The organism is Mesorhizobium sp. WSM4810, from assembly GCF_055811235.1.
This window is the reverse complement of record NZ_JBVVQV010000006.1, coordinates 230,664-246,373: the sequence shown is the minus strand read 5'-3', so window position 1 is coordinate 246,373 and position 15,710 is coordinate 230,664. Positions and strand designations below refer to the sequence as shown.

Below are 15,710 nucleotides of genomic sequence, written 5' to 3'. Positions count from 1 at the left end.
TGCGTCCCGCCCGCCCCGTCCGCCCGCTTCGGTGCAGAAGCGTCTCCGGATTGGTCGGCAGGTCGGCGTGGATAACCAGTTCGAGGTTGGGCAGGTCGATGCCGCGCGCCGCCACATCGGTGGCGATGCAGACTTTGGCGCGGCCGTCGCGCATCGCCTGCAGCGCGTGGCTGCGCTCGTTCTGGCTCAGCTCGCCCGAAAGCGCGACGACGGAAAAGTTGCGGTTGTTGAAGCGCGCGGTCAGGTGATTGACGGCAGCGCGCGTGTTGCAGAACACCAGTGCGTTCTTCGCCTCGTAATAGCGCAGCACGTTGACGATGGCATTTTCCCGGTCGGCCTGGGCTACGCTCAGCGCCCGGTATTCGATGTCGAGATGCTGCTTCTCCTCGCCGGCGGCCGAGATGCGCACCGCATCGCGCTGGTAGCCCTTGGCCAGCGTCGCGATGGAGCGCGGCACGGTGGCCGAAAACATCAAGGTACGGCGCTCGGCCGGAGCGGCGTCGAGGATGAATTCCAGATCCTCGCGAAAGCCGAGATCGAGCATCTCGTCGGCCTCGTCGAGCACGACTGCCTTCAGCTCGGACATGTCGAGCGAATTGCGGGTAATGTGGTCGCGCAGCCGGCCGGGGGTGCCGACGACGATATGGGCGCCGCGCCCCAACGTGCGGCGCTCGGTGCGCATGTCCATGCCGCCGACGCAGGACGCTATCGCTGCGCCGGTCAGTTCGTAGAGCCATTCGAGCTCGCGCGTCACCTGCAAAGCGAGCTCCCGCGTCGGTGCCACGGCCAGCGCCAGCGGTGCTGCGGCTTGGGAAAAGCGCTCGGCGCCGTCGAGAAGGGTCGGCGCCAGAGCCAGCCCGAAGGCGACGGTCTTGCCGGAGCCGGTCTGGGCGGAAACCAGCGCATCGGCCTGTCCGAGCTCGAGTACCGCCTTCTGCACCGGCGTCAGCTCGACATAGCCGCGTTTTTCCAGCGCCTTTGCCAGCGCGGGGACAAGTGCTTCGAAATTGGACATTTCACTCTTTCGGAATTCGGATTCTTTTATGCCCGGCAATGGGTCATCCGTCGGCGAGCGCCAGGAGCGCCACGAGCCAAACGATCCAATCGTTCGTACTTCGCGCCGCCGCCATTGTACAGGGCAAGCCGCCTGGCTGCGTCGCGATTGACTCTTTACGCAAACCGCGTAAAAGCCGGCACCGAATGGGGTAGTTTCGATGCGCGGCCTTTTGATGGCGCTTCTTGCCTTCGACGTCCCGGGCCGCAATGCGAACCATTGGGCCGGGCGTTTCGGCGCGTCTGCTCGTTCCAGCAAAACCACGTTCTTGGCCAAAAAAACCGGTAAAACGACCACTAAAACGGTCTGATTCCCTTGGCCTAACCACCCTCTCCCGGGTCCGGCCCGGGGGTTGAAACCCGCATCGGCCGGCGGGTTTTCTCCAAAAAACCGAGCGGAGAGGACAGGAGATTTCGATGAGTTTCAAGGTTGCAATCGTCGGCGCCACGGGCAATGTGGGTCGGGAAATGCTCAACATACTGGAAGAGCGCGGCTTTCCGGTGAGCGAGGTGGTGGCGCTGGCCTCGCGGCGCAGCCAGGGCACGGAAGTGTCGTTCGGCGATCGCACGCTGAAGGTCAGGGCGCTCGACCAATATGATTTTTCCGATACCGACATCTGCATCATGTCGGCCGGCGGCAACGTTTCGAAGGAATGGTCGCCGAAGATCGGCAAGCAGGGCTGCGTCGTCATCGATAATTCGTCGGCCTTCCGATATGACCAGGACGTGCCGCTGATCGTGCCGGAAGTGAACCCGGACGCGATTTCGCTGTTCACGCGCAAGAACATCATCGCCAACCCGAACTGTTCGACGGCGCAGCTGGTCGTGGCGCTGAAGCCGCTGCATGACCTCGCCACCATCAAGCGTGTCGTGGTCGCCACCTATCAATCGGTATCCGGCGCCGGCAAGGAAGGCATGGACGAACTGTTCACGCAGACCCGCGCGGTGTTCGTCGCCGACCAGGTCGACGTCAAGAAGTTTACCAAGCGCATCGCCTTCAACGTCATCCCGCACATCGACGTCTTCCTCGACGACGGCTTCACCAAGGAAGAGTGGAAGATGGTCGCCGAGACCAAGAAGATGCTCGACGCCAAGATCAAGCTGACGGCGACCTGCGTGCGCGTGCCGGTCTTCATCGGCCATTCGGAAGCGGTCAATATCGAGTTCGAAAAGCCGATCACCGCCGAGGAAGCACGTGAGATCCTGCGCGAAGCGCCGGGCTGCCAGGTTCTCGACAAGCGCGAGGACGGTGGCTACATCACGCCGCTGGACTCGGCCGGCGAGGACGCGACCTTCATCTCGCGCATCCGCGAGGATTCGACCGTCGACAACGGGCTGTCGATGTGGATCGTCTCCGACAATCTTCGCAAGGGCGCGGCACTCAACGCAGTGCAGATCGCCGAATTGCTGATCGAGCGCGGGCTGATCCAACCGAAGAAGAAGGCGGCGTAGTTTTCGCTCACGGGCCGTATCGCCGCTGCCGCGGCGGGCCCCCCGCGGGCGCGCCGGACGACCGGCGGCCGGCAGTCGCGGGCTCGGCCTTCGGCCGGTTAGCTCCCTTCTCCCCGTTCACGGGGGTGAGAAGTGGTCCGCGAAGCGGACGGAAAGCCAATTGCTTGGCTTTCCGAACGACGAACGCCCGCAGCGACAGCGAAGGGCCGGGGTCCCGGCAGGGGGATGAGGGGCGGCACGGCGTCTCAAATTCTGCTCAGTTAACGATTCTCTTCCGCCAGCTTCGTCAGTATGGCCATCGCCTCCACCGCCCGGTCGGCGGGGACGAACAGATGGTCGTGATAGAAGGCCGAGACTGGATTGACGCCCATGCCGACGGCGGCAAGACGCATGGTGATGGCGGCAAGGAAGCCTACCGCCTCCAGCGACGAATGGATGTTCAGCGTCACCATGCGGCAGCGAAACACGATCTCCAGGCCAGCGGCCTCGGCTTCCTCCTCTAGCGCGATCACCGTCGTCCCCTCGCGCTCGCGAAACAGCATCACCGGCTCGAGGCTGTCCGGTACGGGCGCATCGGGCGGCAGTGTGGCGAAGACGTGGATGCCGGGACGCAATTCCGGCGTCATCGTTGCCAGCAGTTTGTTCAGATCGGTCTCGCCGGCCATCGATTGCTCCCGAATGTCTTGCAGACTTTCGATAACGTGCTCGGCCCCAGGCCGGCAAGACGACATCGCCATGTCGCTGGCGGCTGGGCTTGTGCGTGTATTGCGTCGCACAATGGAACCGATCAGGATCATTGCCGGTCCGTGAAAGGGGTTTCGATGATCGTTCGCCCGCGCCCGGGATTTTTGCATCTGTTCTTCATCATGCGCGGCTCGGTGGTGCCGCGCATCCTGCCGCAGATCTTCGGCTTCGGCGTTTATGGCGCACTGGTGGTGCTGGCGGTCAGGGGCCTGCAGCTTGACCTCGGCAATGCCGGACCCGCGCCGCTCGCCTTGCTCGGTGTGGCGCTGTCGATCTATCTCGGCTTCCGTAACAATGCCGCCTATGACCGCTGGTGGGAGGCGCGCAAGCTGTGGGGCCAGCTTGTGTTCGACATTCGCAATCTGGCGCGCGCCAGCACCGGGTTGATCGAGGATCGGGTCGAACTGCGCGGGCTGCTGATGGAGGCGATCGCCTTCTGTCACTTCCTGCGCGGCCTGCTTCGGCGGGTCGATGCCACGACCGAAGCACGCGCGTTCATCGATGAAGCGGCCGAAAGTGCTGCCAAGCTGGCCAACCCGCCAGACGCCATGCTGCGGCGGATGGGCGAGCGAGCCGCGGCGTTGTACAGGGCCGGCGCAATCGATGTCATGGGCTACCGTATTCTCGACGAGCGCCTGTCGCAAATCGCCGCAGCACAGGCCGGCTGCGAGCGCATCATGGGAACACCGCTTCCGTTTGCCTACACGCTGCTGTTGCAGCGCACCGCCTATATCTTCTGCCTGCTGCTGCCGTTTGGGCTGGCCTCGACTGCCGGTTGGGCGACGCCGCTGTTCACGGCGCTGATTGCTTACACCTTTTTCGGCCTCGACGCGCTTTCGGAGGAACTCGAGGACCCGTTCGGCACCGAGGCCAACGATCTCGCCCTCGACGGTCTGTGCCGCGTCTGTGAAATCTCGGTGTTCGAGGCGCTCGGCGAAGCGCCGCCAAAAATGATCCCCGCCAAAAAATACTATTTTTCCTAGGGTTTGTTCCAGCGCTCACCGAAGCACCGTGCGCTGGAAAAATCATAGGCGTGTCGGATCGCCGCCTCACGCCGCGTCCTTGGTTCGACCCTCGCCAAGAGGGCTCGAAACAACCGGAGGACCAATGACCATGTCTCAAACAGCATCCGTCACGCCGAGCGCGCTGTGGACCGGCCGCGGGCTCAGCGCACTCATCGTGCTGTTCATGATTTTCGACGGCGTCATCAAGCTGCCGCCGCTCGATATCGTCACCCAGACCATGGTGCAACTCGGCTGGCCGGCCGATCCCGATGTCTCGCGCATGCTCGGCATCGTCGGGCTGGTCTCGACTGCGCTCTATGCGGTGCCGCGCACCTCGGTGCTCGGCGCCGTCCTGCTCACCGCCTATCTCGGCGGCGCCATCGCGACCCACGCGCGTCTTGGCAGCCCGCTGTTCTCGCACACATTGTTCGGCGTCTATCTCGGCCTCATTCTGTGGGGCGGCCTTTTCCTGCGCAATCCCGGGGTGCGCTCGCTGATCCCGTTCAGCCGATAGCGGCGGCGTCAAAAGCCTTTCGATGGCGGTCGCGCCGCCAGAGAGGCGGCTGTCTGCCGCCACCCTTCTTCCTTGTCATTGGATCAAATCGCCCGGTTGTGAGTTAGACGATGTGGGGCGAGGACGGAAAACCCCATTTGGGAGGAGCGACGATGAAGAAACTGGTAGTCCTGATGGTATTGGCAACTTCGCTCGCAGCCTGTTCCCGGACAGAACAGGGCGCCGCGGTCGGTGGCCTGGGTGGCGCTGCTGTCGGCGCTGCCGTTGCAAATGACCCGGTGGAGGGAGCTGTTGTTGGTGGTGCTGTCGGCGCCGTCGCCGGCGCACTGATCGGTCGTGCTACCGAACCCGGCCGGTGCCGCTATCGCGATCGCTATGGACGCGTCTACATCGCCCGCTGCCCGGCAGGCTATTGATCGTGCCCGCGTTTAGCTCCGACGAAATAAAACGGCGGGCAAAGCGCCCGCCGTTCCGTAAGCCATAAAAAGCGGATTATTCGGCGGTCGCGGCTTCCGCCTCGGCCGGCGCGGCTGCCGCGGCGGCAACAGCGGCGGCTGCATCGTCCTGCGCCTTCTTCAGAAGTGCGGCGCGCTCCTGCGCCTTCTTGCCGGGCTCGGCCTTCTTCGGATTGGAGCGGGCTTCACGCTTGGCGATGCCGGCCTCGTCGAGGAAGCGCAGCACGCGGTCGGTCGGCTGGGCGCCGTGCGAGAGCCAATGCTTGACGCGGTCGGCGTCGACCTTGACCCGCTCGCCGTCCTTGGGCAGCAGCGGGTTCCACGAGCCGAGCGACTCGATGAAACGGCCGTCGCGCGGCGAACGGGCGTCGGCGACGACGACGTGGTAATAGGGACGCTTTTTCGAGCCCGCACGGGCCAGTCGGATTTTCAAGGGCATTTCTTTTCTCCTAAAACGCTGATTTTCGGGTTTACGGCTGGTCCTCAGCCGGTTTTCGTTACGCCGTTGGATGCGGCGATATGCTCGTGATGGCGGATCACTTCGCGGACGACGAAGTTCAGGAATTTCTCCGCGAAATCCGGGTCGAGATGGGCGTCCTTCGCCAGTTGGCGAAGGCGGGCGATCTGCTGCTGCTCGCGCGCCGGATCGGCCGGCGGCAGGCCATGCGATGCCTTCAGCTCGCCGACCGCCTTGGTGCAGCGGAAACGCTCGGCCAGCATGTGGATGAGCGCTGCGTCGATGTTGTCGATCGAGGCGCGGTAGTCGACCAGCGCCGCGCGTGCGTCGGCCATGTCCTTCTCTTCGTTCATCGCGCCCTCACTTCTTCTTGCCAGGGGCGTTCTTCCCGAGCATTGGCAGACCGCCGCCGGATCCTGGCAAACCAGGAAGCTTCATGCCGCCGGGCAGCCCAGGCAGACCACCGCCACCTGGGAGGCCACCGGGAAGACCCTTCATGCCGCCGAGACCGGCTGCCTGTGCTTGCTTCTGCAAGGCTTCGAGCTGCTTGGGGTCCATCTTGGACAGGTCCGGCATGCCGCCGCCCATCATGCCGCCCGGGCCACCCATGCCCCCTGGCATCATGCCGCCGAGTCCCATCTTCTGGGCCAGACCGCCCATCATGCCACGCATCAGGCCACCGCCTTTGCCCTTGCCGCCCATCGCTTTCATCATGTCGGCCATGCCGCGGTGCATCTTCAGGAGCTTGTTGATCTCGGCCGCATCGGTGCCGGAGCCTGCGGCGATGCGCTTCTTGCGCGAGTGCTTCAGAATATCGGGGTTGGCGCGCTCGGCCTTGGTCATCGACGAGATGATGGCGAGCTGGCGGCCGAACATCTTGTCGTCGAGACCGGCGGCAGCCATCTGGTCCTTCATCTTGCCCATGCCCGGCATCATGCCCATGATGCCGCCCATGCCGCCCATCTTCGACATCTGCTGAAGCTGGCCGGCAAGATCGTTCAGGTCGAACTTGCCCGACTGCATCTTCCTGGCCATCGCCGCCGCCTGCTCGGCGTCGATGTTTTCGGCAGCCTTTTCGACGAGGCTGATGATGTCGCCCATGCCGAGAATGCGGTCGGCGATGCGCTTGGGATGGAATTCCTCCAGCCCGTCCATTTTCTCGCCGGTGCCGATCAGCTTGATCGGCTTGCCGGTGACGGCGCGCATGGAAAGTGCCGCACCACCACGGCCGTCGCCATCCATACGGGTCAGCACCAGGCCGGTGATGCCGACGCGCTCATCGAAGCTTTTTGCCAGATTGACGGCATCTTGGCCCGTCAGCGAATCGGCGACCAAAAGGATTTCGTGCGGCGACGAGACCTTCTTGATGTCGGCCATCTCGACCATCAGCGGCTCGTCTATATGGGTGCGGCCGGCGGTGTCGAGGATGACGACGTCATGGCCGCCGAGCTTTGCCGCCTGCACGGCGCGGCGGGCGATGTCGACCGGCGTCTGGCCCTCGACGATCGGCAGCGTGGCGACCTTGACCTGCTCGCCGAGCTGACGGAGCTGCTCCTGCGCGGCGGGACGCCGCGTGTCGAGCGAGGCCATCAGGACCTTCTTGTTCTGACGCTCGGTGAGGCGCTTGGCGATCTTGGCCGATGTCGTGGTCTTGCCGGAACCCTGCAGGCCGACCATCATGATGACGACTGGAGCCGGTGCATTGAGGTCGATGGCGACGCCCTCGGCGCCCAGCATCCCGACCAGCTCGTCATGGACGATCTTGACGACCATCTGCCCGGGCTTGATCGACTTCAGCACGGCGGCGCCGACGGCCTTCTCGCGCACCTTGTCGGTGAAGGAACGCACCACTTCCAGCGCAACGTCGGCCTCAAGCAGCGCACGGCGCACCTCGCGCAGCGCCGCCGAGACATCGGCCTCGGACAGGGCGCCGCGGCCGGTGAGGCCGTTCAGGATCGAACCAAGACGTTCCTGTAGCGATTCAAACATTCTTCTTCCTTTTCCCTGGCACCCGGATGATGCCCGAGAGGTAATGCGTTCGCGCCCAGTATCCAACCCAAGCTGTCCAGGCAAAAGCCAAAAGCCAAAAAGCACCCGGGGGCGCACAGCGCTGCCGGATGTTGGCCTCCAGGATCGATTTACAGCACGTCGCCTCAAACAGGCTTCGGCGTCCCGGTCGGCTTGCTCGGAGGGATACTCGTCGCGGAATTCGCGGGCTGTAGACAGGAAATCGGCCGCGGAGTCAAGGTACGGGCCGAATACGCTGAACCGGGCCGGTTTGGTTTATGGCAGCACCACCAGCGTGATGCGCATCAGCTTGGGCCGCCGGGGTGCGAAAAATCCGGCTCGACCTTCAGCGGCGAGCGCGGGTGCAGGAGCAGCAGAACGGTCAACAGGCTGCAGACGATGCCGATCGCCGCGATGAGGACGGCATCAAGCGTCGTCCAGCCGGGGCCTTCGAGCGGCTTGGCGTTGAGCAGGGCGAAGGAATTGTAGCTTTGCTGGTGCGAAATCAGCAGGAAGCCGGTCAGATTGTTGCCGAGGTGGGCGCCGAAGGCCGCGCCGAGATTGCCCGTGGCATATACCACAAGCGTCAGGAGCAGCGCAAAAGCGGCGATCGAGGCCAGCACGCAGGCGTTGATGGCGGTCGTCGAGCCTGGGTTCCAATGCATCGCAGTGAACAGAAGTCCTGGCAGCAGCGCCCAGATGAAGGGGTTTTGAAAGCGGTTGGCCAGGCCCCTGAGGAGATAGCCGCGAAACAGCACCTCTTCGGACGAGGTCTGCAGCAGGGTCAGCGCGGCGATCGGGATCAGGAACAGCAGCCAGGACGACAGGCCGATCGCACCGCGCGCAATGTCGGGCTGCAAGAGATAGAGCAGTATCTCGGAGAGCAGCGATGTGACCAGCACCGCGGCCAATCCCCTAAAAAATCCCGAGCGCGAAACGCGGCGGCTGGTGCCGATCAGCGCCATCAGCGGCTCGCGATGGACCCAGCGCATGGCAGCCCACAGGCCGAGCCAGATTCCGGCAAAGGAGGCGAGCGCGGCGAGGATCCCGGTGGACGAGGCCATGAAATTCTGCACCGCCCCTCCTTCCATCGGGGCGCCGGACGATGCTTGCCAGACGACGAAGAAATAGGCGCCGCCGAACAGCACGGCGACGGTCGTCGCGACCCAGAACAGGACGACGATCGCCGTTCCGAGCAGGAGCCGCGGCAGGGTCGTCTTGGCGTTGGGAGTATGCCGATAGCGCTCGAAGGCGGCAGGGTCTATCACGCGGGCTCACAGGCTGGTGCTTCGGGTCGCATGATCTATTCGATCGGGTCGTGCCGCGCAATCGCTAGCCGCCAGCATTGCAAGGTCACTCCTCCCCGTCACGATACGGGGAGAAGTGCCCGGTCCACCCTCCGCAGCTGCTGCGGAGGACGGGCAGGACGATGAGGGGCGGCGCCAATCTCAACAATTGGTGGTCTCCAACGAGCATGGATTCCGTCAATTGTCTGAGGCGATTGCCCTGTTCGGCACCGTCAGCGCTCGACGTACATGATGCGTCGGGTGCCGGGGTCGACCAGTGCCGGCTGACCGTTCACATAGACATAGCGGTAGTCATAGTCCGGAATCTCGCGCAACTCGACGGTATCGGGCAAGGTCGCGCCGGTAACCACCTCGCCCTCGAGATAAACCGGGTCGACCCGGTTGGTCTCGATGTAGGTGCGGACTTCGGCCGGCGGCCGCCTGATCGGCTCGATCGGCTCGCCAGCGACGATCGCTCCGGTATAGATGTCGGGATCGTCGACATCGGCGGGGGCTTCGACGATGGTAATGTCTGCGTCGGCCGGGCGCCGGGTCAGGACGACCTTGTTGCCGCCGAAATCGGCCGTCACATAGTCGGAATAGATCCAGCCTTGGCCATTGGCCTCGGCTATGGTGCACCATTTGCTGTTTTGGATGCAGCCATCGAGCGTTGCCGACTGGCCGGCGGCGAGCACGCCGATCACCGGGTATTGCGGCCCTGGGCCGGCGCGAATGTTGAGATCGGCGACCGCCGAAACGGCGGTATCGGCCAAGGCTGTGCCGGACATGGCGGCAAGCGCTCCGGCGACAGCAGGAAACAGTATGCGCTTCATGGTTTCGCTCCGTGTTGATGGTCCCTCGCGAACGAAAACGAAACAAAACCTCATGCGTTCCGGCTAAAACGCCTCGGCCGGCTCACGTTTTGTTCCGGTTTCTTTCACGACTCCGGTCAGGAGTTCATGGACGAAGGCCAGCTTCTGTGCCGTCAGCTCCGAGATGACGAAGGGATAGAGGTCCGGCAGGCCCATGCAGCGGTTGATCGAGTTGGACGCTTCCGACAGCACCAGCCAGCGGGCTAGGACCTTTTCGAACGGTTCGGGAACGGCGGCAGGTTCCGACGGCGCCGGCTGGAGCTCGCCGCCGGTGTCGCCCCGCGACAGGTCGTTGGCCTCCATGGTTTCCAGCCGGCCGAGCGGGAAATTCAGCGCATGCACCATCTCCAGCGTATCGGTGATGTGCAGATGGTGTGCCCATGTCTCGGCCCAGTCCTCCCAGGGATGGGACGTGGCATAGGCGGAAATGTGGTCCTGCTGCCAGTCGGGCGGCGCGCCATTGGCATGGTAGGCCTTCAGCGCCTGCTCGTAATCGGCGCGCTCGTCGCCGAACAATGTGCGGAAGGCGGCAAGCCGTTGCGGGTCGTCGCGGATCAGGCGGTCCCAGTAATAGTGGCCGAGTTCATGGCGGAAATGGCCGAGCAAAGTGCGATAGTTCTCGCCCATCTCGACGCGCCGTCTTTCGCGCTCGGCCGAATCCGCCTCGGCGACATTGAGTGTGATCAGGCCGTTGTCATGGCCGGTCAGGATGCGCGCGCCACCCGGACCGCCGATCGGATCGGCAAGGAAATCGAAAGCGAGGCCGGCCTCGTCGCCGGCGTTCCGCTTGGGCGCGACCGGCAGTCCGGCGGCGAGCAGCGAATAGATGGCCCGCTTCTTTGCCGCTTCGACGCGGATCCAGCGACGGCGGTTGCCATCGACCGAAAGGTCCGGGATCAGCTGGTTCAGCGCGCAGGCGCCGCAGAAGGCATGGCCAGGTTCCGCCATCCAGTTGCAGGCGCACTCGTCGGCATTGGTGCACTGGAAAACGCCGCCGGCGCCAGACAGCACGAAGCGCGCATGCCCGGGATCGTAGAGCACGGAGCTGGCGCAGTTCAGGCACTGGGCGTTCTCGAAATAGAGGCGGTGGCCGCAATGCGGGCAATCGAAGAGCTTCATACCGATCTCGAATCACCAGATCTCAAATCACCAAGTCTCAAATCATCAGGCCCGGATATAGTGCGCAGCGGCATATCGCCCAAACGCCTGTCGGCGGCCGGCGTTCCTGCTGTTGCTATTTTGCCGCAAGCTGGGCGGCGACCGTTTTCGCCACCGCCTCGCCCGACAGCCTGGCGCCACCGCAGGTCTGCATCAGCGGACCGGCCAGATGCTCGCCGGCGAAGAAGATTTTTTCCGCCACTGGTTGCATCAGCGTGGCGCGCGCCTGCGAACGGCCGGGTCGGGCCGCCGCATAGGCGCCGCGCACGAACCGCTCGCCGCCCCAATTGGTCATCATGGCGCGCCCGACATGTTTTCTGACGTCGCCGCCGAAGATGGCGCACAGCCGGTCGACGACGAAGTCGACGCCTGCCGCCTCGCCCGCCGCCGACATCTCCCAGGCGAAATCGCCGCCAACGAAGCCGACCATCAGGTCGAGGTCGAAGGGAAAGCAAAGGAAGTAGATGTCGTGCCTGGCCAGCCGCTCGATCAGCAGGTCGTCGAACGGCGCCAGCCCGAGCCTTGTGCCCCTGATCTCAACCGGCAGCTTGGTCAGCATGCCCATCGGCAGGTCGAAGAAGGCAGCGAAATGCCTGTCTGGCAGCGCCGGCGCGAATTCGATCTCCTCGAAGGCGAGCACCGCCGGCGAGGCGGTGACGATGACCGCTTTGGCGCGGATGATGCCGCGATCGGTGACGCAGGCGACGCCGGGCACGTCCCAGAGGATTTTCCGCACCGGCGTCGACAGCTCGACCGGCACGTCGGCGCCGAAACGGGCGACCAGCGCGCCGAACCCCTCCTTGGTGAAGTAGTTCGGATCGAGATCGGCGGCAGCCTGAAAGTCGCGGATCGATATCTCGTCCTCGTCGGCGCCAAAGTCCATCGGCCCGGCAAAGGTGGCGGCGGCGCGCGGCGCATGGCCTTTGGCGAGCAGGGCCGAAAGACGGTCGTCGTCACCAACCTTGACCTCATGCGCCGCCAGCAGCTCGAACAGCCTGATATCGGCCGCCTTCATCGCGGCCTCTTCGTCCTCGCTCGCCTTTCGGTTGCGATAGTAGAGATGATCGACATTCATGTCGTGATGATGGAGCGTCCAGCGAGCGGCTTGCGCCTCGGGAAAGTAGGGATTGCGGTCGGCCGCGTGCAGCCAGGCGCAGCCGATGTCGAAAGGAACACCGAAATGCTGGTCGCTGGTCCAGGCGCGGCCGCCGATACGGTTCATCGCTTCGACCAGCTTGAAGGAAAGGCCGGCCGTACGCAGGGTCCTGGCGGCGGAAAGTCCCGCCGAACCGGCGCCGATGACCACGACGTCAACGTCTTCCATGAATATTCTAGCCCCCCGCCACAATAATTACTTGATCGTAAGCAAGTTGTCCGGCATTCGCCAGCGCTGCGGCGAGGATGCGTAAACGAGTTCTTAGCGCATCGGCTCGAAAATCGGTGCCGATTTTCGGAAAGCACGATGCGCAGATTGTAAAGTGTTGGAGCGTCTGCGTCCAAGTGGGCGCAAATCGCTCCAACGGTGACAAGCGGGCGTTTCGCTGGCAAATTCGTATTTGGGACAAGATCCAGGCAACCAGGAGAGCAACATGGCATTTTTTGCCAAGGCAAAGATTTTAGCGGCGGCGGCATCGATGATGCTTGCGGCGGCAACAGCGGCACAGGCCGCCCAATGCGGCAAAACGGGCGCGGGCTTCGAAGCGTGGAAGGCGGAGTTCGCGCAGGAAGCAAGGGCCAGCGGTGTAGGCTCGAAGGGTCTGGCCGCTCTGGCTAGTGCGACCTACGCAAAAAGGACGATCGCCGCCGACCGCGCTATCCACAAGGCTTTCGGTGGCTCGGTGGATGCTTTCATGAAGCGCCGTGGCGCGTCCACGATCATTTCCAAGGGCCGTTCACTGAAGAAGTCGAACGCGGCGCTGTTCGACAAGATCGAACGGACCTACGGCGTGACGCCGGGTGTGTTGCTCGCCATCTGGGGGATGGAGACCGGCTTCGGTTCCTTCTTGGGCAAGCAGAATACGGTCTCTGCCATTGTAACGCTCGCCTATGATTGCCGCCGCCCGGAGTTCTTCTACCCGCATGCTGTTGCAGCCCTGAAACTGGTTGATCGCGGCGCGTTGAGCGCCTCGTCGGTCGGCGCCATGCATGGCGAGATTGGCCATACACAGTTCCTGCCCGGAAATGTCTTGAAATACGGGGTCGGCAGCGGAAATCTGCGCGACAAGGCCACTGCGTTGGCTTCCACCGCCAACTTCCTCAAGGCTCATGGTTGGCAGGCGGGTGCCAGCGCACAGGCGAATCTCGGTGCAATTGCCGGCTGGAATGACGCGAGCAACTATCAACAGGCCATCGCCCGCATCGCCACGGCGATCGACGGCGAGTGATACAAGTCTCTATTCGACGGAAAGCCCGGCGATGCGCCGGGCTTTTTTGTCGATGGTCTGAGTACGACTGCCGCCGCTCGGCCCCGCCTTGGGAACGAAGGCATGAAGCAGAGAAGCTAATTCGGCGAGCCGAGCGCCTTGTCCATCGCTTCCCTCACGTCCGGGGGCCACGTGTTCACAGCCGGCCACGCATCCGGCTCGGTCTTGTCGCCGCGGCGCGCGAAATAGAGCTTGTGGTTGGCCGAATCGATCGCCATGAAGCCGTCGTCGCCGCCGCAATCATGCGGGATGCAGCCGCTGGCGTGGAAGACGCCCGAGGTGGTTTTCTCGGTGCCGCCGCCGACCAGCAGGCTGGTCGCCATGTCGGGCATCTCCTTGCCGAGCAGCGACGCGGCTTGCCTGTAGACGGCCTCGTTATGGAAGGCATCGACGATGCTGTCGTATTTCTCCGGGTCGACATCTTTCCAGCCTGTACCCGGCTCCGGCATGTAGGCGAGGTTGCCCGAGGTCGACAACCCGCCGGTCGGCGACCATTGCAGCGCCGGCTTCGATTCGCCCGGCAAGAGATTGGGCACGAAATAGATGGCGCCGTCGGATAGCGCGGCCGGCGGTGCGCCGCATTCGTCCTGCTCGACGGTGGTCGTCTGGATCGTGCCGCCTTCCGGCTTCCACACGATCACCTTGGCCGGACCGCATTGATTGCCGCCGTCGCCGACATCGACCAGCGCCACCGTAACGCCGCCGACCTCGACAATCCTGTCGAAGAAGACATCGTAATTGCGCGCCAGCTGCTTGCCGTCATAAGCCAGCACCTTCTCGCCATAGTCTTCCTGCTGGGTGATGGTCAGCTGCCCATTCTCGAACGGGACCGGTGCTTGGCCGTCATCCTCGGCCAGGGCCGCATTGCTCGACGCGCCCAGGTCGGCGGCCCCGCCGGACGCATCGTCAGCCGGCACGAGCACCGTGTCGGTCTGTGCATGCGCGCCAGCCACCGGCATCAGAATCCACGCCAGCGCCCAGGCGCCGGCAAGCAGCGAACGTGTCATGCCTGTCCCTCCGTTCAGCCGCCACGAACCCGGCCTGTCGCGGCCGGGGTCATCCTACCGTTCAGGCCCAGGGCCGCAGCTCGGCGTTCTTCTTCTCGAACGAGGCGATGGCGTCGGCCTTCTCCATGGTCAGGCCGATATCGTCGAGCCCGTTCAAGAGGCAGTGCCGCTTGAAGTCGTCGAGGTCGAACTTGACCACGCCGCCGTCCGGTCCGCGGATTTCCTTGGCTTCGAGGTCGATCGACAGCGTTGCGTTGGAGCCGCGCGAGGCGTCGTCCATCAGCTTGTCCAGATCCTCCGGGCTGACGGTGATCGGCAGGATGCCGTTCTTGAAGCAGTTGTTGTAGAAAATGTCGGCGAACGAGGTCGAAATGACGCAGCGTATGCCGAAGTCGAGCAGCGCCCACGGCGCATGCTCGCGCGACGAGCCGCAGCCGAAATTGTCGCCGGCGACCAAGATCTGCGCCTTGCGGTAGGCCGGCTTGTTGAGCACGAAGTCGGGGTTTTCCGAGCCGTCGTCCGTGTAGCGCATTTCGGCAAACAGTCCGCTGCCGAGCCCGGTGCGCTTGATCGTCTTGAGATAATCCTTGGGAATGATCATGTCGGTGTCAACATTGACGATCGGCATCGGCGCGGCAACGCCGGTGAGCTTGGTGAATTTTTCCATAGGTCTTGCCCGTCTTCTTTTCGCTGCGGGGATGTATTGGCGCCCGGTTTATACAAAGCTGCAGGCAAATAAAAGGCGGCTGTTTTCGCAAGCTTTGGTCCTAGAGCACGGACGGCTTCAAAGTTGCCGCCCTATGGTGCACCTTGGCCGGCATGACAACACGTCCCAAAGTACTCTACGCCACCGAACCGAACCTCGACGCAGCCGAGTTCCGCCGCGTGCTGGTGGAATCCGGCCTCGGCGTCACTCGGCCCATCGATGACGACGTCCGTCTGAAGGCGATGCTTGCCAATGCAGATCTGGTGTTGACGGCGCGCCTCGATGCGCCTGGCAAGCCGCTGATTGGCCTCGCCCGAGGCATCACCGACTTCTCGTGGGTGTGCTATATTTCCGAGCTCGCCGTCTGCAAATCGGCGCAAGGGCTCGGCATCGGCAAGGGCCTGCTCGACGAAGCGCGGCGGCAGCTCGGGCCATCCGTCGCCATGTCACTGATCTCCGTGCCCGACGCCGTCGGCTTCTACGAACGGATCGGCATGACGCGGATGGCGGACGCGTTCTGGTTTGGCCGCGAGCGCTGACGGCTGGCCTTGCGGTGCGGAACCCTTTGATGC

18 protein-coding genes are annotated in these 15,710 nt (G+C 63.8%); 7 read left to right on the top strand and 11 right to left on the bottom strand.

All coding sequences use genetic code 11. The features are described from left to right. The coding region (locus AC0L3O_RS12100) for a DEAD/DEAH box helicase (RefSeq protein WP_473615671.1) at nt 1-1,015 on the bottom strand (1,015 nt) is incomplete at its 3' end. 199 nt (nt 1,016-1,214) lie between these two features. Here AC0L3O_RS12100 and AC0L3O_RS12095 point away from each other — a divergent pair. Next, nucleotides 1,215-1,364, top strand: coding sequence for a hypothetical protein (locus AC0L3O_RS12095; protein ID WP_287057073.1), 150 nt, complete (start codon nt 1,215-1,217; stop codon nt 1,362-1,364). Between the two features lie 106 nt (nt 1,365-1,470). Continuing rightward, complete coding sequence (locus AC0L3O_RS12090) at nt 1,471-2,505, top strand: aspartate-semialdehyde dehydrogenase (RefSeq protein WP_473615669.1); 1,035 nt, start codon at nt 1,471-1,473, stop codon at nt 2,503-2,505. Between the two features lie 260 nt (nt 2,506-2,765). On the opposite strand, the gene AC0L3O_RS12085 is transcribed toward AC0L3O_RS12090, so the two are convergent. After that, nucleotides 2,766-3,170, bottom strand: coding sequence for an ACT domain-containing protein (locus AC0L3O_RS12085; protein WP_027153679.1), 405 nt, complete (start codon nt 3,168-3,170; stop codon nt 2,766-2,768). 156 nt (nt 3,171-3,326) lie between these two features. Here AC0L3O_RS12085 and AC0L3O_RS12080 point away from each other — a divergent pair, with 156 nt between their 5' ends. The 3 genes from AC0L3O_RS12080 (at nt 3,327) to AC0L3O_RS12070 (ending at nt 5,183) form a co-directional block, all read left to right on the top strand. Continuing rightward, a complete protein-coding gene (locus AC0L3O_RS12080; protein ID WP_128245795.1) occupies nt 3,327-4,232 on the top strand; it encodes a bestrophin family protein in 906 nt (301 codons plus the stop codon). A gap of 124 nt (nt 4,233-4,356) precedes the next feature. Next, on the top strand, nt 4,357-4,767 hold the full coding sequence (locus AC0L3O_RS12075) for a DoxX family protein (RefSeq protein ID WP_027153678.1): 411 nt from the start codon (nt 4,357-4,359) through the stop codon (nt 4,765-4,767). 152 nt (nt 4,768-4,919) lie between these two features. After that, nucleotides 4,920-5,183, top strand: coding sequence for a YMGG-like glycine zipper-containing protein (locus tag AC0L3O_RS12070; RefSeq protein ID WP_128245794.1), 264 nt, complete (start codon nt 4,920-4,922; stop codon nt 5,181-5,183). Between the two features lie 76 nt (nt 5,184-5,259). Here AC0L3O_RS12070 and rpsP read toward each other — a convergent pair whose 3' ends face one another. From rpsP to AC0L3O_RS12035, 7 genes are all read right to left on the bottom strand, one after another. After that, complete coding sequence (gene rpsP, locus AC0L3O_RS12065) at nt 5,260-5,661, bottom strand: 30S ribosomal protein S16 (protein ID WP_027153676.1); 402 nt, start codon at nt 5,659-5,661, stop codon at nt 5,260-5,262. A 44-nt stretch (nt 5,662-5,705) separates the two neighbouring features. Continuing rightward, nucleotides 5,706-6,032, bottom strand: a complete 327-nt coding sequence (locus tag AC0L3O_RS12060) for a chorismate mutase (RefSeq protein WP_095495656.1) — start codon at nt 6,030-6,032, stop codon at nt 5,706-5,708. Between the two features lie 7 nt (nt 6,033-6,039). Continuing rightward, the gene (ffh, locus tag AC0L3O_RS12055; protein ID WP_128245793.1) at nt 6,040-7,668 is read right to left on the bottom strand and encodes a signal recognition particle protein; all 1,629 of its coding nucleotides are present in this window, start codon (nt 7,666-7,668) and stop codon (nt 6,040-6,042) included. 323 nt (nt 7,669-7,991) lie between these two features. After that, on the bottom strand, nt 7,992-8,954 hold the full coding sequence (locus tag AC0L3O_RS12050; protein WP_128245792.1) for a CPBP family intramembrane glutamic endopeptidase: 963 nt from the start codon (nt 8,952-8,954) through the stop codon (nt 7,992-7,994). 251 nt (nt 8,955-9,205) lie between these two features. After that, nucleotides 9,206-9,805 carry a DUF1236 domain-containing protein gene (locus AC0L3O_RS12045; RefSeq protein WP_473615667.1) on the bottom strand — a complete coding sequence of 200 codons (600 nt, stop codon included), beginning with the start codon at nt 9,803-9,805 and terminating at the stop codon, nt 9,206-9,208. A gap of 63 nt (nt 9,806-9,868) precedes the next feature. Further along, entirely contained in the window at nt 9,869-10,963 is a 1,095-nt protein-coding gene (locus tag AC0L3O_RS12040; protein WP_128245790.1) for a zinc-binding metallopeptidase family protein, read from the bottom strand. 115 nt (nt 10,964-11,078) lie between these two features. After that, nucleotides 11,079-12,326, bottom strand: a complete 1,248-nt coding sequence (locus AC0L3O_RS12035; protein WP_473530378.1) for a flavin monoamine oxidase family protein — start codon at nt 12,324-12,326, stop codon at nt 11,079-11,081. A gap of 265 nt (nt 12,327-12,591) precedes the next feature. Between AC0L3O_RS12035 and AC0L3O_RS12030 the strand changes: the two genes are divergently transcribed. Continuing rightward, complete coding sequence (locus tag AC0L3O_RS12030; RefSeq protein WP_023803772.1) at nt 12,592-13,386, top strand: lytic murein transglycosylase; 795 nt, start codon at nt 12,592-12,594, stop codon at nt 13,384-13,386. Nucleotides 13,387-13,502: 116 nt separating this feature from the next. On the opposite strand, the gene AC0L3O_RS12025 is transcribed toward AC0L3O_RS12030, so the two are convergent. Both AC0L3O_RS12025 and leuD read right to left on the bottom strand, forming a co-directional pair. Next, nucleotides 13,503-14,432 (bottom strand): hypothetical protein, encoded by a 930-nt coding sequence (locus AC0L3O_RS12025; protein WP_473536344.1) that lies wholly within the window; start codon nt 14,430-14,432, stop codon nt 13,503-13,505. 61 nt (nt 14,433-14,493) lie between these two features. Next, complete coding sequence (gene leuD / locus AC0L3O_RS12020) at nt 14,494-15,099, bottom strand: 3-isopropylmalate dehydratase small subunit (protein WP_023803774.1); 606 nt, start codon at nt 15,097-15,099, stop codon at nt 14,494-14,496. Nucleotides 15,100-15,251: 152 nt separating this feature from the next. Between leuD and AC0L3O_RS12015 the strand changes: the two genes are divergently transcribed. After that, entirely contained in the window at nt 15,252-15,677 is a 426-nt protein-coding gene (locus AC0L3O_RS12015; RefSeq protein ID WP_023803775.1) for a GNAT family N-acetyltransferase, read from the top strand. The last annotated feature ends 33 nt before the right edge of the window (nt 15,678-15,710 follow it).